General features: G+C 71.0%; 18 protein-coding genes and 3 pseudogenes. 10 read left to right on the top strand and 11 right to left on the bottom strand.

The features are described 5' to 3' along the window. The first annotated feature begins 189 nt into the window (after positions 1-189). On the top strand, positions 190-1,503 hold the full coding sequence (locus tag HW130_RS14315) for a hypothetical protein (RefSeq protein WP_177149914.1): 1,314 nt from the start codon (positions 190-192) through the stop codon (positions 1,501-1,503). Positions 1,504-2,406: 903 nt separating this feature from the next. Here HW130_RS14315 and HW130_RS14320 read toward each other — a convergent pair. The 9 genes and pseudogenes from HW130_RS14320 to HW130_RS36980 form a co-directional block, all read right to left on the bottom strand. Next, positions 2,407-4,092: a ribonuclease J gene (locus tag HW130_RS14320; RefSeq protein WP_177149915.1), complete on the bottom strand. Its 1,686-nt coding sequence runs from the start codon at positions 4,090-4,092 to the stop codon at positions 2,407-2,409. Positions 4,093-4,198: 106 nt separating this feature from the next. Next, positions 4,199-4,507: pseudogene (locus HW130_RS14325) on the bottom strand (1,4-alpha-glucan branching protein); the annotation flags it as partial. Between the two features lie 134 nt (positions 4,508-4,641). Further along, a complete protein-coding gene (locus HW130_RS14330) occupies positions 4,642-6,297 on the bottom strand; it encodes an AMP-binding protein (protein WP_309140434.1) in 1,656 nt (551 codons plus the stop codon). Continuing rightward, positions 6,294-8,255 (bottom strand): FAD/NAD(P)-binding protein, encoded by a 1,962-nt coding sequence (locus tag HW130_RS14335; protein WP_177149917.1) that lies wholly within the window; start codon positions 8,253-8,255, stop codon positions 6,294-6,296. The genes HW130_RS14330 and HW130_RS14335 overlap by 4 nt, the downstream gene beginning before the upstream one ends. Before the next feature lie 53 nt (positions 8,256-8,308). Beyond that, positions 8,309-9,640, bottom strand: coding sequence for a methylaspartate mutase (locus HW130_RS14340; protein ID WP_177149918.1), 1,332 nt, complete (start codon positions 9,638-9,640; stop codon positions 8,309-8,311). Beyond that, positions 9,637-10,116 (bottom strand): cobalamin B12-binding domain-containing protein, encoded by a 480-nt coding sequence (locus tag HW130_RS14345; protein WP_177149919.1) that lies wholly within the window; start codon positions 10,114-10,116, stop codon positions 9,637-9,639. The genes HW130_RS14340 and HW130_RS14345 overlap by 4 nt, the downstream gene beginning before the upstream one ends. A gap of 51 nt (positions 10,117-10,167) precedes the next feature. After that, positions 10,168-10,584 carry a cupin domain-containing protein gene (locus HW130_RS14350; protein ID WP_177149920.1) on the bottom strand — a complete coding sequence of 139 codons (417 nt, stop codon included), beginning with the start codon at positions 10,582-10,584 and terminating at the stop codon, positions 10,168-10,170. 225 nt (positions 10,585-10,809) lie between these two features. Next, entirely contained in the window at positions 10,810-11,481 is a 672-nt protein-coding gene (locus tag HW130_RS14355; RefSeq protein WP_256356091.1) for a substrate-binding domain-containing protein, read from the bottom strand. Positions 11,482-11,538: 57 nt separating this feature from the next. Continuing rightward, positions 11,539-11,757: pseudogene (locus HW130_RS36980) on the bottom strand (LysR family transcriptional regulator); the annotation flags it as partial. Between the two features lie 586 nt (positions 11,758-12,343). On the opposite strand from HW130_RS36980, the gene HW130_RS14360 reads away from it, so the two are divergent. After that, positions 12,344-12,922, top strand: a complete 579-nt coding sequence (locus HW130_RS14360) for a DoxX family protein (RefSeq protein ID WP_177149922.1) — start codon at positions 12,344-12,346, stop codon at positions 12,920-12,922. 78 nt (positions 12,923-13,000) lie between these two features. On the opposite strand, the gene HW130_RS14365 is transcribed toward HW130_RS14360, so the two are convergent. Next, positions 13,001-13,597 (bottom strand): ABATE domain-containing protein, encoded by a 597-nt coding sequence (locus tag HW130_RS14365; protein ID WP_309140435.1) that lies wholly within the window; start codon positions 13,595-13,597, stop codon positions 13,001-13,003. Positions 13,598-13,712: 115 nt separating this feature from the next. Between HW130_RS14365 and HW130_RS14370 the strand changes: the two genes are divergently transcribed. The 8 genes from HW130_RS14370 to HW130_RS14405 all read left to right on the top strand — a co-directional run bounded on the left by HW130_RS14370 (position 13,713) and on the right by HW130_RS14405 (position 21,442). Beyond that, the gene (locus HW130_RS14370; protein ID WP_177149924.1) at positions 13,713-14,255 is read left to right on the top strand and encodes a carboxymuconolactone decarboxylase family protein; all 543 of its coding nucleotides are present in this window, start codon (positions 13,713-13,715) and stop codon (positions 14,253-14,255) included. Positions 14,256-14,602: 347 nt separating this feature from the next. Then, positions 14,603-15,148: an HPP family protein gene (locus tag HW130_RS14375; RefSeq protein WP_177149925.1), complete on the top strand. Its 546-nt coding sequence runs from the start codon at positions 14,603-14,605 to the stop codon at positions 15,146-15,148. 37 nt (positions 15,149-15,185) lie between these two features. After that, positions 15,186-15,851: a pyridoxamine 5'-phosphate oxidase family protein gene (locus HW130_RS14380; RefSeq protein ID WP_177149926.1), complete on the top strand. Its 666-nt coding sequence runs from the start codon at positions 15,186-15,188 to the stop codon at positions 15,849-15,851. A 276-nt stretch (positions 15,852-16,127) separates the two neighbouring features. Beyond that, the gene (locus HW130_RS14385) at positions 16,128-17,552 is read left to right on the top strand and encodes a vanadium-dependent haloperoxidase (RefSeq protein ID WP_177149927.1); all 1,425 of its coding nucleotides are present in this window, start codon (positions 16,128-16,130) and stop codon (positions 17,550-17,552) included. 432 nt (positions 17,553-17,984) lie between these two features. Continuing rightward, on the top strand, positions 17,985-20,123 hold the full coding sequence (locus HW130_RS14390) for a helix-turn-helix domain-containing protein (RefSeq protein WP_177149928.1): 2,139 nt from the start codon (positions 17,985-17,987) through the stop codon (positions 20,121-20,123). 4 nt (positions 20,124-20,127) lie between these two features. Further along, a complete protein-coding gene (locus HW130_RS14395; protein ID WP_177149929.1) occupies positions 20,128-20,682 on the top strand; it encodes an XRE family transcriptional regulator in 555 nt (184 codons plus the stop codon). A 171-nt stretch (positions 20,683-20,853) separates the two neighbouring features. Further along, positions 20,854-21,159, top strand: coding sequence for a DUF6247 family protein (locus HW130_RS14400; protein WP_177149954.1), 306 nt, complete (start codon positions 20,854-20,856; stop codon positions 21,157-21,159). An 82-nt stretch (positions 21,160-21,241) separates the two neighbouring features. Beyond that, positions 21,242-21,442 carry a hypothetical protein gene (locus HW130_RS14405; protein ID WP_256356079.1) on the top strand — a complete coding sequence of 67 codons (201 nt, stop codon included), beginning with the start codon at positions 21,242-21,244 and terminating at the stop codon, positions 21,440-21,442. 247 nt (positions 21,443-21,689) lie between these two features. Here HW130_RS14405 and HW130_RS14410 read toward each other — a convergent pair. After that, positions 21,690-22,027, bottom strand: a pseudogene (locus HW130_RS14410) (ATP-binding protein); the annotation flags it as partial.

Genomic DNA, 22,027 nt, shown 5'->3' on the forward strand with positions numbered 1-22,027 from the left:
GCTCCACCGGCGCGGGGGTCGTCGCGCCCCACTGCGCACCGGTTCCAGCCGCGGTCTCCAGGCCCCCCTTGCTCCCGCACCGGGCCGCCTCGGCGCCGTCCTGCGCCGCATGGAGTTCATCCGTGAGGAATCGGTCGCTGACGCACACCCATGAGCCGGGTGTCAGTGCTGTGGCCCAGGATGGCGTGCATGATCCAGACGCTTCCGCTGACCCTGCCGGGCACGCTGGTGGACTTCCACTGCATCGACTTGACCGCGCTCTACTCCAAAGGATGGGGTCTGGGGGTTGACGATGTCGCGGCCGGACCGACCGGTGAGATGTACGCGCTGTCCCGCGTGCACCGGTACACCTACGGCGTGGCCGACGACGAACAGGACCCGGCGAGAGTCAACTTCGGCTACCGGATCATCACGCGGTACTCCGCGGGCGGCGAGGTGCTGGGGAGTGCCGTGTGCTCCCCGGACGACGACGTAGCCGCCTCGGCTGTGGCAAGCGGCGGTGACATGACGCTGTGCGTCCTGCCGGACGGCATCCTTGCCGTCAGTGCAGGCCCGAACAGCACCACGCTGGTCGCCCCCGACCTGAGCCGGGTCATTGCTACCTACGACTCCAAGGACGACCGCCCCTTCGAGGAGTTCACACCGGGCGATGCTTTCGCCACCTCCATCAGCGTCACGCCCTCGGGCCGCCTTCTGTGCAGCGTCGCCGAATACGGTGTGTGGAACTACGGCAGCGTCATCACCAATATCGTCGGCGTGGCCGACGGCGCTCTGACGGCCGCTTCCAAGCCGACGATCAACGCACTGGCCTCTCTTGATCCCGAACCGGCCCGCCACAGCGATGTCGACCTGCGCGCGCATGTTGCGTACCAGGGTGCCCCGGTCGGACTGGCGAACCGGCCCAGGCCCGCGCTGACCGAGCTGGTGACCGGCGAAGACCGCCTCTCGGGCTGGCACGACTCACGCCTCGGCAGGCCCGTGCCGCTGGCCGATGACCTGTTCGTCGTCCCCCTTTTCGCCAAGACGTTCCGCGGTGGCAGCCGGGGTCAGCCGTTCGTCTTCGCCCTCGTCAACGACCAGGGGGAGATGACCGGACGCCTCCACGGCATGCACGAATGGCGCGACTCCCCTTTCACCGGCTTCTGCTTCAACGTGGCCGCCGACCCGCTTCGGGGCTACGCCTACCACCTCAACCGCTACGGCCTGTACGCGTGGAACAAAGCCGGGGTACTGCGCGTCAGACTGGACAACGAGGCCAAGACCTTCAAGCCGCTGACCCACTTCACGCTCACCGCCTGCTCGCCCGCCGGCGACCTACTGCTGGTCCACAACAAGCAGCACCTGATCCTGCGTGTGCCCGCTCCCGACGACCTCACCGGCCTCGCCGCCGCAGTCGAGGAGGCCCTGCGCATGTACGCCCGGCAACGCACCGCCCTGAAGAAGCAGTGGGCACCCGTCAACTGGCACTGGACTCAGAGGTCAGCACCGGTCCACCGTGTCTGACCGGCCGCACCATAGCCGCCGTCCTGCGGGCCCAGGAGTGAGTCCTGCAGGGCATTCCCGGCCCTGCCCGGGGGGCTGGCAGGCCCGGGTCTGCACACGGCGCTCCCGGGTCCCGGCAGGGGCCCGGAACTGGCCACTCCTGCCGCATGGTGATCCGCTCGGACGGGAGTGAGCCGGTGGTGATGGTGCTGGCACCTCGGGCGGGGCCGACGGCGGGCCCGTGGTGCGTCGTGCCGGGCGCGCAGCACCTCCCATTGGCGTGAGCGCCAGGGCGGGGCTGCGGAGGTGGCGCCTTGTTTCTCCTCGCCCTCATGGGGGGGGTGACCACCCGCGGGGTGTACTGCCCGGCCGGGTCCGGCCTCCGTCGCGCCGTCGGCCGGGGCCTTCTCGGGCCTGACAGGCGTCGACGAACGTCAGGGGGTTGGTCAGGCGGCGTGGCAGGCCGGGGGCCGGGGGCGGCGGCTGGGGTGCACGGGGGGTGTTCTGGGGCTCTGGGGGTGGGCCCGGCCGGTGGGGGGTCTTGAACCGGCCGACGACCGTGTCGCCGTTGGCGGTTCGGCCGATCCCGGGTGACGACGCGGTCTTCCTCGGCAAGGTGGTGGCCGTCCTGCGTACTCTGTGAGGACTGCGAGGAGCGGTCCGCCGGGTCGACGTGCGAAGGGCTCCCGGGCGGACTCCGCTCCCCACGCTGCCCTGCCGCCGGCCGTCCACCGCGAGGCACCGCCGCAGAGAGACGTCGCCCATCGGCGTCGGCTTCCAGTCGAGCTCGGCGAAACGCGCGCTCATCCCTGTCGAATTGCTCGTTTCCCGCTGCCGGGCCGGGCAGTTCATGCCGCCTGCAGCAGGAGGGACCGGCAGGTTGCGGGCGATTCGCTGCCGCCCGTAACCCGCGGTCGACGCCGGTCAGGCGTCGATGATCACTGGAATGATGAGGGGCTTGCGGCGGTAGGTGCGGAAGGCCCAGTTGGCGACCGCGCGGGCGATGAGCTGTTCGAGCTGGTGGGCGTCGCCGACGCCTTCCTCCGCCGCCTTGGCCAGGGTTTTCTCGATCACCGGGATGACGGGCTCGAAGGTGGTGTCGTCGTGGACGAATCCACGGGCCAGGAAGTCGGGCGCCTCCGCGAGCGCTCCCGTGTCGGCGTCCACGATCGCGACCACCGTCACCACGCCCTCTTCCGCGAGAGTGACACGGTCTTTCAGGGACGCCTCGGTGGCGCCGCCGACGGTCATGCCGTCGACGTAGACGTTGCCCGCGGGCACCTTGCCGGTGATCGAGGCGTGCCCGTCGACCAGGTCGACGACGACGCCGTCCTCGGCGATCACCACGCGGTCCCGGTCGACGCCGGTACGGATCGCCAGGTCGGCGTTGGCCCGCAGATGCTTCCATTCGCCGTGCACGGGCATGACGTTGCGGGGCTTGACGATGTTGTAGCAGTAGACGAGTTCGCCGGCGCTGGCGTGCCCGGAGACATGCACCTTGGCGTTGCCCTTGTGGACGACGTTCGCGCCCCAGCGGGTCAGGCTGTTGATGACGCGGTAGATGGCGCTCTCGTTGCCGGGGATCAGGGAGCTGGCGAGCAGGACCGTGTCGCCCTTGCCGATCCGGATCATGTGGTCGCGGTTGGCCATCCGGGACAGTGCGGCCATCGGCTCGCCCTGCGATCCCGTGCAGACCAGGGTGATCTGGTGGTCCGGCAGCTTCTCCAGTTCCTTCATGCCGACCACGAGACCGGAGGGAACCTTGAGGTAACCGAGTTCGCGGGCGATGCCCATGTTGCGGACCATCGACCGGCCCACGAAGGCGACCTTCCGTCCGTGCTGGTGCGCGGCGTCGAGTACCTGCTGGATGCGGTGCACATGGCTGGCGAAGCTGGAGACGATGACCCGTCGCGGTGCGGTGCGCAGGACGTGCTCGATCGCGGGGTTCAATTCGCGTTCGGAGGTGGTGAAGCCGGGAACCTCGGCGTTGGTGGAGTCGGTGAGGAACAGGTCCACGCCCTCCTCGCCGAGCCGGGCGAAGGCGCGCAGGTCGGTGATGCGGTCGTCCAGGGGGAACTGGTCCATCTTGAAGTCACCGGTGTGCAGCACCATGCCGGCATCCGTGCGGATCGCGACCGCGAGCCCGTCCGGGATGGAATGGTTGACGGCGACGAACTCGCAGTCGAAGGGGCCGAATCCCCGCCGGTCGCCCTCGCGGACCCGCACAGTGCGCGGCCTGATGTTGTGTTCCTTCAGTTTGGCCTCCAGGAAGGCCAGCGTCAGCTTGGAACCGACGACGGGAATGTCGGACCGCTCGCGCAGCAGATAGGGCACGCCTCCGATGTGGTCCTCGTGCCCATGGGTGAGGACGACGGCCACGATGTCGTCCAGGCGGTCCCGGATCGAGGTGAAGTCGGGAAGGATGACGTCCACCCCGGGCTGTGTCTCTTCGGGGAACAGGACGCCGCAGTCGACGATCAGCAGTTTTCCGGCGTGCTCGAACACCGTCATGTTGCGGCCGATCTCGCCCAGGCCGCCCAGCGCGACGACCCTCAGTCCCCCTGCCGGCAGCGGAGGAGCGGCTTTCAGTTCGGGATGCGGATGACTCATACCCCGACGCTACCGGGGAGTCTGCGGGAAGTGATCCACTACCCGTCGCCTTCCACGCGCAGTCCGGGCAGCTGGACCTTCGCCCGGACTCGCCCGCCTACGCCACGTCGTAGATCCATCGCTGTCCCAGCACTCCGTGTTCGGCGGTGCCGATGAGGGCGTGATCGGCTCCGTGGAGGGGTGTTCCGTGGTAGGTGAGCGGGACATGGTAGGTGTGTGGTGGGTTGCCGGATGCGTCGGTGACGATCATGAATTCGATGCCGACTTCGCCCTGTGGGTCGTCGAGGCGGAAGCCGCCGGCTTTGGTCAGTTGGGGAGGGTGTCCGGTGCCTGTGTGCCAGGGCTGGGCGGGCAGCCATGGGGTGAGGAGTTCCGGTTTGCTGGGCGTCAGCGTCGTGTGGTGGATGACCGCCATTGCTTCCAACCCGCTCTCGTCGTCGTGGGTTTGGCTCGTTACGTTCTCACACACTCCCCGTGGCCCGGGGGTGTTGGGGTGGTTTGTCGGGGTGGTGTGTGGTGGGGGCGGGTGGGGCGCTGCCGGGGTGGGGTTCAGCCGGCTGTTTGGGTGCGGAGCAGGGTGCGGCGGGTCTTTCCGGAGGGTGTTTTGGGGAGCCTGTCGGTGAAGGTGGTGGAGTGGATGTGTTTTTCGGGGGGCAGGCGGGTGTGGGCTGCGGCGAGGACGGCGGTGGCTGTTGTGTCGTTGGGTGGCCATCCGGGGGCGGGGACGAGGATGGCGTGCGGTACGTATTGTCCGATGGGGTGGGGTGCGGGGACGACGGCGGCGTCGGCGACGGCGGGGTGGGTGCGCAGTGCTTGTTCGAGTTCCAGGGGTGAGATGCGGTGGTCGAAGGATTTGAACATGTCGTCTGCGCGGCCGATGTAGGTCAGGTAGCCGTTGGCGGATCGTGTGACGAGGTCGCCGGTGCGGTAGTGGCTGTGGGTGAGGGCGGCGTCGGTGCGGGCGGTGTCGCCGTGGTAGCCGGCCATGACGCCGGCCGGCCGGTCGGTGAGGTCGATGCAGAGTTCACCGGTGGCGCCGTCGGGAACGGGGGCTCCGGTTTCGGGGTCGAGGACGGTGATGCGGTATCCGGGCAGGGGGAGGCCCATGCGGCCGGGCCGGGCGGGCCGGCCGGGTGGGTTGCCGATCTGGGCGGTGGTCTCGGTCTGGCCGTAGCCGTCGCGGATGTCCAGGCCCCAGGCGTCGCGAACGGCCAGGAGGGTGGGGGCATCGAGTGGTTCGCCGGCGCTGGTGGCCTCGCGCAGGTGGGCGGGTGGCCGGGGGAGTCCGTGGGCGAGGAGTGAGCGCCAGACGGTGGGCGGGGCGCAGAAGCCGGTGACGGGGTGCTGGGTCAGGGCGTCGAGGATGTCTGCGGGGGTGTCGGCGCCGGGGGCGAGGGTGAGGATGGTCGCTTCGGCGTTCCAGGGGACGAAGAAGGAGCTCCAGGCGTGCTTGGCCCAGCCGGGGGCGGAGATGTTGAGGTGGAGGTCGCCGGGGCGCAGTCCGTTCCAGTACATGCCGGAGAGGTGGCCGACGGGGTAGCTGAGATGGGTGTGGCGGACGATTTTGGGCCGGGAGGTGGTGCCGGAGGTGAAGTAGTAGAAGAGGGTGTCGTCGGCCCGGGTGGGTTCCTGTGGCGGGAGGGGCGGGGTGTGGCTGTGGGAGTCGTGGTAGTCCAGCCAGCCCGCGGGCGGGGGGCCGACGGTGATTTTGGTGACCGGCAGGGCGGCTGCGGCGTCGATGCGGGGGGTGAGGCGGCTTTCGGCGATGACGTGGCGGATGCCGGCGCGGTCGATCCGGTCGGTGAGGTCGTCGACGGTGGCGGTGGTGTAGGTGGGGACGACGACCGCGCCGATCTTGATGGCGGCGAGCATGCTCTCCCAGAGTTCGATGCGGTTGTCGAGCAGCAGAAGTACCGGGTCGCCGCGCTGTACGCCGTTGGCTGCGAGCCAGCCGGCGAGCCGGTCGGAGCGCTGGGCCAGCTGATGGTAGGTCAGGGCCTGGTCGTGGCCGCGTCCGGTGATCTGCAGCGCGGTGGTGTGGTTGTCGCGTGCGATGGGGTCGAACCAGTCCAGGGCCCAGTTGAAGTGTGCGGGCCGCGGCCAGCGGAATCGCCGGTAGGCGGCGTCGGGGTCGTGGTGGTGGGCGAGCAGGAGGTCGCGGGCTCGGCGGAATTCCCGGCCGGCCGGTGTCAGGGGGGCGTTCACCGCTGGGCCGCGTGGGCCGGGGCCGGGGCGGTGCGAGGCCGGGCCGGGTGGGTGAGGAGGTCGGCGGCGAGTGCGTCGGCGTCCCGGTAGAAGAGGGTGTTGACGCCGGGCCGGCTGCTGCCGACCTGGGTGAACCAGCGGGTGTGCTCGGTGGGGATGCCGATGGCGTAGAGGTCGGTGAGGATCTTGCCGTCGCGGTCGATGACGTGGAACGGGGCGGGGGTGACGGCCATGCCTGTGCTGTCGAGGCGCTGGCCGTGGACGAGGTCCTCGACGACGTATTCGCTGACGATGCCGTCGGCGAGGAGTTGGCGGATGAGCGGGGAGGTGTCCCGGGCGAGGGCGGGGGTGGGGATCCGTGCCTCGATGAGGGCGGTGAGGTGGTGGCCGGAGCCGTCGACCTGCGGTGAGTGGACGTGGAAGCGGCCCGCTTGTTCGTCGGTGGTGAAGCGGGCGTCGGGGCCTGCGATGTCGACGAGGCCGGTTTCGATGAGCGCGAGCAGTTGTTGCACGCGTTCTCGGGGCGGCCCGGCCGAGAGCAGCGCGTTGGCGGGCAGGAAGTGGGTGTGGAAGGCGTGCCGGTGGGAGTGGGGCAGCAGGCCGCCGTGGTCGACCGCCTCGCGCACGATGTTGCGGATGTCGCGCAGGACGTCGAGGGCGGCCTTGAGCGGGCCGTCGTGGTTTCCGAGTTCGGCCTGGTGGAGGTCGTGGCGGATGTGCTGGAGCAGTTCGCTGCGGAAGGTGGCGGGGGAGGAGAAGTGGCGGTGGGCGAACGGCCGTGCCAGGCGGAAGATGTCGGGCGGTTCGACCTCGGGCAGGCCTGTCTCGGCCAGCAGTGCCCGCACTGCCTGCGGGTCGCCGGCGACGGCGAGGTGACGACGGGCGAACGCGGCCGCGGCGGCCTCGCCGAGACGGGTGCGCACGTGTGTCGTGCAGTAGACGTGCTCGACCTCGCTGAGCAGCAGCGGCAGTACGTCCTGGGCGAAGTCCAGTCGGGGGCTGCCGCTGACCTGTTCGCGGTGGTGGCGCGCGGCGTTCAGTGCCGCGCGGGTCAGGAAGCGGGCCGTGTGGCTGTACTGGGGGCTCTTCTGGTTGCGGCCCCGGGCCGGGATGGGCAGGCCGCTGCGGGATGCGGCGACGATGCGGGGTTCGGCACCGCTGGGGCGGTAGGTCAGCGAGCCGTCGGCCGCGGTGACGAAGGTGCCGCCGCGGCCGACGGTGAGGCTGAGCATGACGTCGTAGAAGGACAGGCCCATGCCGCGGATCCCGACCGTCGTGCGGGGCGGGACGGCGGCGGGGGAGAGGTCCATCTCGGCGGCGGAGTCGGCGGGCACGTAGTGCAGCTGGGGGTGGCGTGCGGCGAAGTCGGTCAGTTCCTGCTCGGCGGCGGTGGGGGCGTTGGTGGGGTGGCCGGTGGCGAGGACGACTTTGTCCACGGTCAGGGTGCCCGGTTCGTGGTCGAGTTGGAGGTGGTAGCCGCCGGCGGGGCGGGCGGTGAGGGCGGTGACCCGGGCGTGTAGGGGCAGCAGGTCGGTGCCGGGCGGCACGTGGCTGCGGATGGTGTCGAAGACGAAGCGTAAGTACTGGCCGTAACGCCGGCGGGAGGCGTAGTCGTCCGGGCCGAGGGGCTGTTCTTCGCGGGTGGGGGACCGCTCGGCGTCCCATTGGCCGAGCGAGGGCCCGGCGCCGGGCCGGGCGGGGCCCGCGTCCGGGGCGCCGGAGTACATGGTGACCTGGCCCACGACGGTGTTCATGGTGAACCAGCTGGGCTGGTCGGTGCGCCAGACGCGGCCCGCGCCGACCTCGACGGCGTCGATCGCGTAAAGGCGCACCGGGCGGTTCGAGGGGCCGTGGGTGTGGAGGCGGTGGACGAGGCGTTCGAGGACGGATATGCCTCGGGGCCCGGTGCCGATGACGGCGATGCTGAGCGGGCTCGCGCGGTGGGCGGCTGTGGTCACGGTGGTTTCCCTTGCTTGCCGGGGTCGGGCTGGTCGTGGCGTGGCCGGGCCCGTCAGACCGGGTCGGGCGCGGACAGGTGGCGGGCGGGCTGCGGGCGGTTGGCGGCGAGCGCCTGACGGTCCAGGGTCCGCTGGACGTGGGAGAGCATGCCGAGCAGGTCGTGGGCCCGCAGTCGGGGTGTGCCGGCGGGCCGCGGGAGGGTCAGCGGCATACGGCCGGCGGTCAGCCAGCGCAGCCGGCCGTGGGTGTCGATGTAGCTGCGGGCCTGCTGGGCGTTGTCGGCGTGCAGGCAGTACGGGACGTCGAGGATGCCCCGCCTGAAGGCTTCGGTCAGGGCCCGTCCGATGTCGGGGTGCAACTCGAGCACGGCGTTGATCAGTGCGCTCGCCTCGTGGTGGACGGCCAGGCCGAGTTCCGGTTCGCCGTCCTGGTCGTCTGTCGCCGAGGCGGCGGTGCGGGGTACGGCTCGTGCGGCGGCCCAGGCCTCCTCCAGGGCCTGGACGTTGTCCTGGACCGTGGGGATGCGGTGTGCCTCGGCGGGGGTCTTGACGATGAGCCGCTCGGTGCCGGTGGCTGCGGCCAGCCGGGCACTGCGGCGCAGCAGCTCCAGCGCGCCGTGGGCGGTGCGCGGGAAGACGCCCATGTAGGTGTAGAGCACGACGTGCCAGTCGGTGCCGGCCAGGTGCTGGGCCGCCAGTCGGCGCAGGGCGCGGATGGCGTACGTGTCCTGGGTGTCGTCGGTCTGCTGGGCGTAGCTCAACGAGATGCTCTGCAGGCCGTGTTGACGGAAGAACATTCCTTCCAGCACCGACAGTGCCACCAGCAGGGAGGGTGGGCACAGCTGGCCGAGCATGCAGCCGCCGAAGCTCTCCATGTGAGCGCCCGGAACGCGGTGGGCGAGGACTTCGCTGGCCTGTGCCCAGGCGCGGACGGCGTCGTCCAGCGGGGTGCGGCTGTAGGGGAGGCAGTAGGACACGGGTCCGCCCTCGGTCGCGTCCACTCCCGCGTCGACCAGGGCGTGGACGACGCCGAGGGGCAGCGGGGTGCCGTGGCGGACCTGAAGGGGCAGGCTCCCGGCCCCCGCACCGGCGATCATGGCGCGGGTGGCGGCGGCCCCGTGGGCGACGATCGGGAAGCCGTTGAGGTCGGCACCCGCGGCCAGGGCACGGCGGGCGGCGTCGTGGTCTCCGACGCGGGTGTAGCTGTCGAGGGTGATCGTGCCGACCGTACGGGCTCGGGCGCGGGCGACCGCGCGCAGCCCGGAGGCCATCTGGGTGCGGGTGGGAAAGCCCATACGGGGCTGGACGAGGAGATCGCCGGCGTCACGGGCCTGGGCGACTGCGGTGGCGAACCGGCCGAGGCGGACGGAGGGATGGGCGCTCATGACGCGGCGCGGCCGGGCAGGAGTTGCCTGGGGTTGTCCAGGTACCGCTGGAACTCCTCGACGCCGCCCGAGTCGTCGAAGACGGCGTCGAAGCCCGCGGCGAGCAGGCCGGTGCCCAGGGCCGCGTCGCCCGGGCCCTGGGTCCCGAGCTTGCCGCCGATGACGACGGGCAGGTCCGCAAGGTCGGCCTCCGCCCGCAGACGGGTGATGAGCCTTCGGCCGTCCAGGTAGCCGTGGCCGTTCACGCTGCTGATGACGACGAGGTCCGGGCGCAGGCGGCGGCACTCGGCCAGCAGCAGGTCGTCCGGGACGCAGGCGCCGAGGTTGGCGACCTCGGCCCCGGTCTCCTCCACCAGCAGCTGCAGGAACACCAGGTTCCAGGTGTGGGAGTCGGAGGAGACGCTCGAGACCACGACACGTCGCGCGGGCCGTGCGTGGCGTACCGGTGCGGAAGGGGGCAGGACGGGGGCGGGCATGGCGGAGCCTCACAAGCTCGGTCGGGGGGACGGCTGGACGAAGGGACCGGTTCAGGCGCCGGCGGCCGCGCCGACGGGGCGGATGGCCCGGTCGGGGGTACGGGCGGCGGCGGGACGGGTCCGGACGGCCAGCACGGTGCAGCCCGTACGGCTGGACATCTGGTGCTGCGTACCGGGTGCCTCGACGACGAGGTCGCCTTTGGTGTAGCTGGCACCGTCGCTGTGGTCGAGCGTGCCGTCGAGGACGAGCATGAGCTCGAAGCCGAGGTGCTCGTGGTAGTCGCCGTGGGCGCCGGGCGGGAAGCGGAGCAGCAGGCCGGCCGAGTCCTCGCCCTGAGCGGCGTCCGGTGCCCACAGAACGTGGTGCTCGACGCCCACGCGTCCCGGCTCCTGCCACGCCACCCAGTCCACTTCGTCGATGTCGAAGCCGCTGCGGAATACATTCCGGATGCAGTGGATATCACTCATGTGGTTCTCCTGATTCCTGAAAGGGCTGTTCGGACGCGATTGCGCATGTACGGGTTTCTCACCCTACGGTCGTGTCCGTCGCCTGTTTTCGGTGAGAATCGATAACAGGAATCAGTCTTTTCGGGGTCTGGGCCCGGTGCCGGAATTCGGGGCGGGAAGGACTTCGGCCGGTGCGCCGTCCCGTGGGGACGGCGCACCGGCCGGTGCATGCCGTGCAGCGGTCCGTCAGACCCCCAGGGCCTGTCGGGCTGCGGCGCCGGGAGCCTTGCGGACCAGGTCGAGGAAGGCGGAGACGGCCGGCGGCAGCCATGTGGTGCCGGCCCACAGGGCCTGGACGTAGGCGTCGGTGCGCGGCAGGTCCTCGACCACGGCCAGGCCCTCCCATCCCAGGTCCTGTTCGACGGCCACCTCGGGGACCATGGCGATCCCCAGTCCGGCCCTGGCCAGGCTGATGGCGCTGCGGGTGGAACCGGCCTCCATGACCGACGGGTTGATGCCGCGCTCGGCCCGCAGGTGGCGCAGCAGGACCTCCTGGGAGACGCAGTCGGGGTCCACGACGAGCACCCGCCCGCCCTCCGGGCCGGAGCCGGGGGCCGGCGACGGGTCCCCGACCGGTACGAGCGGCACCTTGAACAGCGACTGCCGGCTGATGCCGGGAGCACGCGGCACCTCATCGGCCGGATCGGTGGTGAGCGTGAGGCCGATGTCGACCTCGCCGGCGGCGACCGCGTTCTCGACCTCGGTCGCGGTCATGACCTTGGGGGAGACCTGGACGCCGGGGTAGCGGTACCGGCACTCGCGGACCAGCTCGCCCATCTCGTACTCCATGAGCAGCGCGGTCGAACCCACGACGACGCGCCCGGTGGCCTCGCCGTTGGCTTTGAGTGCCGCGGACATCTCGTCCACGACGGAGAATATGCGGCCGACGTATGTCTGGAATACTTCTCCGGCCGCGGTGAGCCGGACCCCGTGGGGAAGTCGCTGGAACAGCGATAAGCCCACGCGGTTCTCGATCGTGCGTATATGTGCGGTGACGCTCGACTGGGCATAGCCGAGATTTCTGGCGCTTTTGGTGAGACTTCCGGTTCTGGCTACTTCCCAGAAGGTTCTCAGCTGATACATCGTCAAGTCCATTGTCTTCCCCCCCGTAGCAATGGCCACCCCGCCCCCCATTCTAATGAATAAGATGACATCTTGCCGTTAGGGATGCTGGCATGCGAGGCGGCCCCTTGGCAATACGCCAGTGGCGGGAAAGCGCTGGATCGTAACGCTCCGTATTGATTACCGTCGGTGACGGCGCTCTTGGCGGAGGATCCGCTCTCCGTCGGGGCGGAGGCGGAGGCCCAGGTTCCCTCCTTAGCTATGGCGAGAAGGGGGCGGACCGGCAGGACGCGGGCACAAGCGCGTCACGCACGGTCACGGTCCGCCGGGCCGGTGCCCCTCGGCCCCTGTGGTGCTCGGGGAAGTGTTCACGGGGGCGTTGTGTGTCCGACACGGGCCGGGGCCTCGCACGGACGGATCGGCGGGGCCGATGGCAGCCATCCGGGACTCGAGCGTCCGAGGCCTCGGTGTCTGGCTAGCGTCCGTCAGAGGGGGCTGCGCGGCTCGCCCGCGGCCGCTCCTGCGCCCTCACCGCCCGGGCAGGCCCTGCCGGCCCGGCTGCCGTGTCGTGACCTCCACGCGGCCGCACCGGCGTGTCCGCCGCCGGCCGCTCTCCTGCTTTCCGGCTCATATCCCGAACGACCGAAGGACGGGTCGCATGAACTCTGCCCTGGAACGTTCCCGCCGACGCGTGGCGACGGTAACGCAAGCCCTCGCCGCGCGCTACCACCCGTTCAGCGACCTCGCCCTGCGGATCAGCGTGGGGGTCGTCTTCGCCTGGTTCGGCATCCTGAAATTTCTCCCGGGCGCGAGCCCCGCGCAGGACATCGCCACCCGGTGCATGGGAGTTCTCTCCTTCGGGCTGGTCCCTGCCGAGGTCAGCCGGCCCTTGCTGGCCGTCATGGAGGTCGGCATCGGCCTGGGTCTGATCACGGGATGGCTGCTGCGCACGGTGCTGGCGGTGTTCTTCGTCCACATGGCGGGCGTCTTCGCCGCCCTCGTCATCGCGCCGGACGTGGTGTGGGCCCATGGCTCACCGCTGCTGCCCACGCTGGAAGGGCAGTACATCATCAAGAACATCGTGCTGGTGACGGCATGCCTTGCGGTCGCGTCCCATCTCGGACCGCGGAGGGCCGCCCCGAACGCTGCGCCCGGCCCGGACGCTGCGCCCGCCGCGGACGCTCCGCTCCGCGTGCTGTCGGGTGCCGGGCCGGCCGGGCGTCCGCCGGCGTCCTGAGCGGCGACGGCGCCGCAACGCCGGTCCCGGGGAGCGGGCATCCGCCCCGTTTCCCGCCGAAGGGCCGGTGTTGCGGTGTCAGGAGGTCTTCCGGTTCCGCTCGTAGTGACGTGCTGCCCGGGCACGGTTGCCGCAGCCCGCCGAACACCACTCGCGCCGGGGGTGGTCCTTGAGGAAGTAGAGCACGCAGCCCGGCGCGTGACAGGCCCTCAGCTGTGCGATGTCCGGACCCCCGAACAGGTCGACGGCCTGCTGGGCGATCTCCGCACGGGCCGTCGCCAGCCGGTCGACCGATCCGCACGCCAGTGCCCGCGGCCCCCCGCCCCAGGACAGCTCGCGCCAGCGCGGCGCCGCCCGCACCTGCTGGTTGACCGTCTCGACGGCCTCCTGCGGTGCGTCACCGCCTCTGACGGCGACGCCGGTCAGGGTGCGGACGGCGTCCCTGAGGGCGCGGGTGGCCGCCAGGTCCCGCTCGTTCGTGCGCAGCAGGTCCCCGTCGTCGAGCGGCACGGCGAACCGGTGCCGGTTGTCCCGGAACCAGGCGGCCACGTGCTCCACCGTCTGCAGCCCGTCGACCAGCCGGCCGCGTGCCGCATAGGTGGCGTTTCCCAGTTCGATCGGCAGCGGCTCACCCAGCGTGGGGGCGCCACCGCCCCGAAGTTCGTCCAGTTTCACCCCCTGATGGTAAGGCCGCCTTGCAACCATAAGAAGTCTGTGCCATCGTTCTAACGTCAGAAACGCGCAGCAACCGTTATAAATGTGAACGGTTGTCGATCACCCGGAGGCCCCCATGTCCCGCCTGCCGATCATTGAGCCCGAGACCGCCCAGGGCTCCGCGGCCGAGCTCCTCGCCGCGGTCCACAAGGCCCTTGGCGTCACCCCGAACATGACCAAGGTGATGGCCAACAGCCCGGCCGTGCTCAAGGCCTACCTCGAGTTCTCCGGAGCGCTCGGCACCGGCAGCCTGCCGGTCGGCATCCGCGAGGCCATCGCGCTCGCCGTCGCCCAGGAGAACTCCTGCGACTACTGCCTTTCCGCCCACACCTACATCGCCACGAACCTCGCGGGCCTGAGCGAGTCGCAGGCGGCCGACGCCCGCCGCGCCACGTCGGGCGACATCAAGACCGCCGCCGTTCTCAAGCTCGCCACCGCTTTGGTCCGCACCCGCGGCAGCGTGGAGGAGAGCGACCTCAAGACCGCCCGTGAGGCCGGTCTGAACGACGCCGAGATCACCGAGGTGATCGGCAACGTGGCGCTCAACGTGTTCACCAACTACCTCAACAAGGCCGCCGAGGTCGACATCGACTGGCCGGTGGTCAGCCACGTCGGCTGAGCAGGCCGCATCCGACAGGGCGCGCGGCCGCGGCCGCAGGCCGCCGGTCGAGCGCAGCAAGGGGGAGAACGTGGAGGCCGCGAGGGCTCGCGTCGCATGCGGCTTGGCCGCGTGAGTCTTCGAGCACCGGTCGACCGTTTGTCGCACGCCGAAGCGCCCTGGAGGCGAACGAACCGAGCCGCGCCCTTGCCCAACCGGCCTGCCGGCGCGCGATTCCGCGGGCGACCGGGCCACCCCCGGGGCCGGTCGCCTCTTCCCCCGCCCGCGAGCACCGCCGTCCCGCCCGGTACGGCGGTGCTCGCGGGCACCTGTTCGCTCCGTCCCGCCCACCTGCTGGAGAAGAGTCGATGTCCGACCAAACCGTCGCGGCCACCCCCGCGACACCCGACGCGACGACCAAGAAGCGACGCTTTTCGAGCCGAGCGCCCCAGCGGCCGGCCCCGGCCGTCGTCGCCGTCGCCACCACAGGTTCCGTGCTCGCCCTGCTCGCCCTCGTCGGGCTCGGCGTGCTGCTGGACCAGGTATGGCTGATCCCCCCGCTGGCGGCCAGCGCCGCGCTGGTCTTCGGCGCACCCGCCCTTCCCCTGGCCCAGCCGCGGAGTGTGATCGGCGGTCAGTTGCTCTCCGCGCTCACCGGATTCGCGGTGCTGGCCGCCGCGGGCGATTCCGCCTGGGCCGCGGCCCTGGCCGGCGGCCTGGCCCTCGGCGTCATGGCCCTCGGTCGCACACCGCACTCGCCCGCCGCCGCCACCGCGGTGATCGTGGTCGCCCAGCAGCCGTCCGCGATGCCGTTCCTGCCGGTCCTCGCGGGCGCGACCGTCGTCCTGGTCGCCGTCGGCGTACTCGCCGGGCGCACCGGCGTGACACCGCGCTATCCCACCTACTGGTGGTGACCCCAACCATCGGCGCCACCCAGCCCAGGAGACCGCAGTGACCAGCCGTTACGCCCAGCTCGCGTTCACCCCCGCCGTCCGCGCCCGGCAGCAGCACCACGGCAGCCGCACCGCATACGCCCGCATCGAGCAAGGACCGGCACGAGCCGACCGGCTCGGCGACGACGAGGTCGGGTTCATCACCGCCCGAGACAGCTTCTACCTCGCCAGTACCGGCGAGAGCGGCTGGCCCTACGTGCAGCACCGGGGAGGCCCGCCGGGCTTCCTGCGGGCCGTGGACGCAACCACGCTCGCCTTCGCCGACTTCCGCGGGAACCGGCAGTACATCACCACCGGCAACCTCCAGGGCAACGACCGGGTGGCCCTCCTGCTCATGGACTATCCCCAGCGCATCCGGCTGAAGATCCTGGGCACCGCCGTCACCGACGACAACCCCGGCCCCGCCCTCCTGCGGGCCCTGACGCCGGCCGACTACCGTGCCGTCGTGGAACGGGTCGTCCTCATCACCGTCGAGGCGTACGACTGGAACTGCCCGCAGCACATCACCCCCCGCTACACACCGCAGGAGATCGAGGACGACCACGCGGACCTGTGCCGGCGCCTGGCCGAACTCCAGCGGCAGAACGCCGCCCTGCCCCGTCTGAACGAGCGCCTGGCCGAACTCGAGGCCGAGAACACCGCCCTGCGTGCCGCCGTGCAGTGACACCGGCACCACCGAAGGGGGCTCCGCGCCGACCGCGCGGAGCCCCCTTCCGTCGTGATCGCGCGAAAACTTGTTCACGCCGGCGCCCGGGACGCGCCTCCATCACCCGTGCCGATTCCTCGCATCGAACAGGCTCCCGCCAACCGCCCCGGCCGGCAACTAGCTTCATCTGCAGGGCGGCGGCCGACGCACACACCGGCAGCAGCCCCCACCCACCCTGCACACGCCGACAGGCGCGCGGGTGCGCCCTCACGCAGATCCTGGAAAGGAACCGGTATGCCCAAGTCCAGCGGCTCCCGCCGCCACGGAAGGAACGCCCTGATAGCGGCGGTCGTCCTCGGCGGCCTCGCTGCCCTCGTCCCGGGCCACGCGGCTGCCACCGACGATGCGCGACCGCCCGGCTACGACCACATCAACCCGGTCGAGTCCGTCCCCACCGCGGTCGCCAACAAGAAGGGCCCGGACCACGTCCTGTTCTGGGAGCGGGCCATGCTCCAGGCCACCCGCGAGGCGGGCGGCATCGCCGGCCCGATCACCCGCGGCGGCGCCCTGCTGAACATCTCCGTCTACGACACCGTCAACTCCATCTACCCGGTCGGCAAGCCCTACCTCAGCCGCTCCAGCGAGCTGTACGGCCGCTACGGCGCGCTCGACCCGGCGATCGACTACGCCGCGTACACCGCTCTGAAGGAGGCGTTCCCCACCGTCAACCTGGACGACGACCTCACCGCGGCCCTCGCGCTTCCCACCTCCGCCACCGCCAGGGACCGAGAGCTCGGCAAGACCCAGGGCACGAAGATCGCCAAGGCGCTGATCAGTCACAGAGCCAACGACGGCTCGGCGGACACCACCCCGTACGTGCCGAACCTGGCGCCCGGCCACTGGCGTCCGACCACTGCGGGCGTGCCCGCCGGCGGCCCCAACTGGGGCAAGGTCAAGCCCTGGGTGCTCGCCTCCTCCGACCAGTTCCGCCCGGCCAAGCCCGGCGGCCACGAGACGCCCGAGGCCCTGCTGTCCAGCGACATCTACGCCGATGCCCTGAACGAGGTGAAGACCCTCGGCAGTGCCGACTCCACCGTACGCACCGCCGACCAGACCCAGATCGCCCGGTTCTGGGCCAACGACGTCAACGGCAGCTACAAGCCCACCGGCCAGCAGTACGACCACACCCTGGTCGTCCTGAACAAGTACAAGCCCAACGCCGGCTCCTTCTACACCGGCAAGCTCTTCGGTGTCCTGTCCATCGCCCTCGCGGATGCGGCCATCGTCGCCTGGGACGCCAAGTGGAACAGCGACTTCGACCTCTGGCGCCCGCAGAGCGCCGTCCAGAACGCCGACAACGACTACAACGCCAAGACCGTCGGCGACCCCAACTGGCTGCCCACGTCCAAGGACGCCAACGGCGTGCACTTCTCGCCGCCGTTCGCGGCCTACCAGTCCGGGCACTCCACCTTCGGCGCCACCTGGGCCGGGATCATGAAGAACTGGTTCGGGACCGACACCATGCCCTACGAGGGCACCACTGACGACCCGAACGCCCGCGGCGTCACCCGGCACGTCAGCTCCTTCAGCTCCGCCGCCGCCGAGAACGCCATCAGCCGCGTCTACAACGGCGTCCACTTCCGGTTCGACACGGTCGCCGGTGTGAGCGGCGGTCAGAAGGTCTCCGCCTACGTGTGGAACGCCCGCCCGCTGGGCTGATCCGCCGTACGCACACGGTCCACCCCCGCCACTGCGCCGGCGGGGGTGGACGTCGTGTTTCCCGCGCCTCCGACGTCCACAGCAACCCCGTCGCCCGGGGGCCGGCGCCCGGCCGGCCCGCCCGCACGCGTACGGCGCCCAGGCTGTGCTGGCGGCATCCGACACGGCCCGCCCCCGCGCCGTGAACGGCGCACAGAGCCCTCGCCCGCCGGCGCCGCCTCCGTCTGCCTGCGACGCTCCGGCACAAAGACCATCCGCCGAACCCGGCCCACCGGATACGCAGATCCCGTGCCCACCCGCCAGTTCGCCTCCCCACCCGCCCCCGGTCGTGACACGCCGGCCTCGCTGTCCCCGGACAGCCAACGCTGACGGTAAAAAGTATGGTTAAATCCAAGGCTAAATCTGTGCTAGCGTCTGGGGTGGAGGTGGAGTGTGCCGACCGAGGAAGAGCTGTTCGCGGCGGTGGATTCGCTGCTGGAGGACCAGCCGCAGTTGCCGCCGCCCGCCGAGCGGGCCCGGCTGCGTGAGGCCGCCGGTATCACGCAGGCCCGTCTGGCCGCCGCGCTCAAGTCGACGACGCAGACCGTGAAGAACTGGGAGAGCGGCCGCTCGGAGCCGCGGCCGCCGCGTCTGCAGGCGTACTTGCGGCTGCTGGAGGGCTGGGCGGCGAAGTACCCCGCGCACGGCGCGACGGCCGCCGCGCCCGGCCCGGCCGCCATGTCCCAGCCGGAGGTGCCGGTGACGTTCACCGGTCCGGCCGCCTCCGAGGCGGCCGAGACGGAGAGTGCCGCGCCGGTGAAGGCACCCGCTGCCCCGGTCGCACCGCAGCGCCCGGTCCGTCCGGCCGCGAGCCCGGCGACGTCGTCGCGGCGTCCGGCTGCGAAGAAGGCCGCCAGGCCCGCCGTCGACCCGCGCTTCCCGCACGGCCCGCTCGCGGTGCTGGACGGCGACGGCTCCGCGTACGGCACGGGCGGCATCGTGCTCGACTGCCCCGCCACCACGATCCCCGAGCTGGTGGAGTGGACGCTGCGCGAGTCGGGGCTCGGCGCACCGAAGCTCAACCGCTACGGCAAGGACAGCGACCCGCTCGTCGTTCTCACCGCCGCGGCCGCCGTGAAGCTCGGGCTGCCGGAGCGCCTGGAGGGACACGAAGAACGCCGCTCCCTGCGCCTCCCGGAGGACCACCCGGTCGTCAAGCAGGTCGGACGCGCGAAGTGGCAGCTCACGCAGCGCGGTTTCGGCCCGTGGGCACGGATCTACCGCAAGGCCCAGGGACGCGAACGGCAGTGCGTGCAGCTGGCGATCCTGTCCTGGGACGCCCTCGATGAGCGGTCCTGGCCCGGCGTCGCGGACATGGAGCCGGCCGACATCGCCCGCGTCCTTGGCGTCTACGCCGAGCGGGTCATCACCCCGCGCGGCTCGACGGCCGTCTCCGGGCTGGAGCTGATGACGGCGCTGCGCCCGCCCACGAAGCCGGAACGCGACGAGGAGACCGGCAACTGGGTATCGGCCTACAACCCGGGCTCGCTGGGGACGGAGCCGACGGACCCGGCGCCGCCGGAGGCCACCGCTGAGCACCCCGTGGTCGTGAACCTTGGCTGGAAGGGCGGGTTCCTCAATGAGGAGGCGTACCAGTGGGTGCGCGATGTCGACCTGTTGACCGATGAGGAGTGCACGCTGCCGTACGCGGTCGGCCTGGACCTGAACACCGCCTTTCTCGCCGCCGCGGCCCGCCTGGTCGTCGGCCTGTCCGCACCCGACCACTTCCACACCCCGAAGTTCAACCCGAAGATCCCCGGCTCCTGGCTGGTCGACCTGTCCCACATCGAGCTGGACCGCCGCCTGCCGTCGCCGTTCACGCCGGACGGCGAGCGCCCGACGGGACCTGCCTGGTACCAGACGCACACCGTCGCCTACGCGGCGGAGCTCGGCTACGACGTCCACCCGATCGAGGCGTACCTGCGCCGGGAGACCGGCGCCTACCTGGACCCGTGGCACGACCGGCTCAAGACCGCCTACGTCGACACCCTCGCCGACCTCGGCGTCACCCGGGACCTGGACGACCGGCAGTTCCTGGCCGCGATGGAGCGGCACCAGGACGTCGACCCTGCCCTGGCCGCGGTCCTCGCGGCGATCAAGGCGACGGTGAAGGGCGGCGTGGGCAAGCTCCGCGAGCGCCCGCAGGGACGGCACTACAAGGAGGGCGAGCGGTGGCCGGCCCTTCAGCGGCCGACCTGGCGCCCCGACATTCGCGCCGCCGTCATCTCCAAGGCGCGGGTCAACATGCACCGCAAGCTGCGCAACATGGCGACGATGACGGGCCTGTACCCGCTCGCCGTGCTGTCCGACTGCGTCGTCTACCCGAGCCCCGGCCCCTCCCCGCTGGACTTCCTGCCCTACGCCGCCTCGGGCAAGCCGCAGCCCGGCGGGTTCCGCCTCGGACCGACGCCGGGCCTGGCGAAGCTGGAGGGCGTCCAGTCGATGCTGTGGGCGGTCGGCCTGATGGAGAAGGGCCTCAACCCGGCCCGCCACATCAAGGGCGGCGACGCCGTCCTGGACGAAGGCGAGTGACCCGGTGGGGGACATCGACGACGCCCTGGAGCGCGCGGACCAGGAAGCGTTCACCCGCGAACCGCCCAAGGGCCTCCGGGCCCGCATCGACTTCCTGATCAAGCAGCTCAAGACGGCCAAGGCCGTCGCCCAGGAACTGGGCGTCACCGCCGACTCGGTCAACCGCTACCGGCGCGGCGCCCGCAAGCACCCGCCCAAGGAGATCGCCGACCGGATCGACGCCGCCGTCCGCGCCCGCTGGCAGCCCCAGGTCCGCAAGCGCCGCCGCCGGCAGGCCGCCGCCACCACCGGCATCACCGTGGAAACGAGGGCCCGGTTCGGCTACACCGCCCCGATCGGCACGACCGACGACGGCCGGATGCGCCGGCTGACCGTCCACCTCCCCCCGGAGTACGCCAGCCGCCTCTTCGACGCCCAGCAGCAGGGCGCAAGCGACCAGCAACTGCGGGCCATCGTCGCCGAAGGACTCCAGGAAACCTATTTCAAAGACGGCGGACGCCGCGCCGACAACCTCGAAGTGGAATTCACGGACATCGACTACTTCGACGTTTCCTTTTAAGAGCGGAAGTGGAAGAGCCCGGATGTCCGCAACATCGGCTGCCAGATCAACTGCACGCCCAGGCCCTCGCTCGCACCCTGACCTGTAGGAGGGATCTTCCGTATGCCCGCATCCACGGCCACTCCCCGCGCGTACCGTGGCGGTACGACCCGCCGCCGGGAGGACCAGCCGATGAGCGCGCAGCCCGACCACGCACCCGTGACGCCGTACGCCCCCGCCCCGGGAGCTCCGGCCGAACTGCTCGCCCAGCTGCGCGCCGACCGGCGCGCGGACCGGTGGGTGCCGGCTTTCGAGCAGGAGTGGACGGCCGCGCCGGAGGAGTCGCGCCTGACGTTCTCCCTCGCCGGGCTGTACGAGGTCGTCCAGGTCTGGCAGGCCCGCCTCGCCTCCGCCCCGGCGGTCGACGCGTTCCTCGCCTCCAGTCGTGACGAGACCGGGTTCGTGGGCCTGGAGGAGATCCGGAGCAGGCGCCGGTGACCGGTCAGCCGTACACGGTCCGGCTCTCCCCGCCCGCCGCGAAGGTGCTCGCCGGACTGCCCGAGCACGCAGAAGAGATGGTGTGGGACGTCCTGGACGCCGCGGCCGCCGACCCGTGGGGCTTCGCCAGTGGGACGCCGGCGACCCCGAGGGCGAGGACGTGCGCATCGCGTCCGTCGGTCAGCTGTCCGTCATCTTCTTCGCGAACCGTGCGCTCGTGCACCTGTCCGTCCTGGACATCCCCGTTTCGAGTGGGCGTTCAAACAACCCGGCCGTTATCTGAACGCCTCCCGGGTCTGGCAGCCCGGACTGGAGGTGGAGTATGCCCGCGATGATCTGGAGGAGGCCATGCTTCACCTCCCTCGCGGTGCCCGGCGTGATCCCAGCCGGCTGATTGCTCGCATCGACGACGAGTTCGAGCGTCGCACTCTGCCTGACCCTGGGCCGGTGAGCGAACGGACGGTGGGCGGCTGGTGGTGGTCAAGGATCCGTGAGCGCTGACGCTGCTCACGAAGCCTCATGTGTCCTGATCAGCTCGTGGCCAGTGGTTGTTCTGCGCGGGCGCGGGTGGTGGCGAGTCGGGAGGAGTCGGTGCCGGTCTCGATGATGTTGCCGCCGAAGGTGAGGCGGTCGACGATGGCCGCGCAGAGGCGGGGTCGGTGAAGGTCTTGGTCCAGCCGGAGAACGATTCGTGCGAGGCGATGGCCACGCTGTTCTTCTCCTCGTGTTCGGTCAGGACCTGGAAGAGGAGTTCGGCGCCGCGGCGGTCGAGTTCCATGTAGCCGAGTTCGTCGAGTTCGTCGATGCAGAGGAGATCGACGCGGCCGTAGCGGGCGATGGTCTTGGTCAGCTCCTTCTCATCTGCGGC

Origin of the sequence: Streptomyces sp. PKU-EA00015 (assembly GCF_013387495.1) — a bacterium.
Lineage (GTDB): Bacteria > Actinomycetota > Actinomycetes > Streptomycetales > Streptomycetaceae > Streptomyces.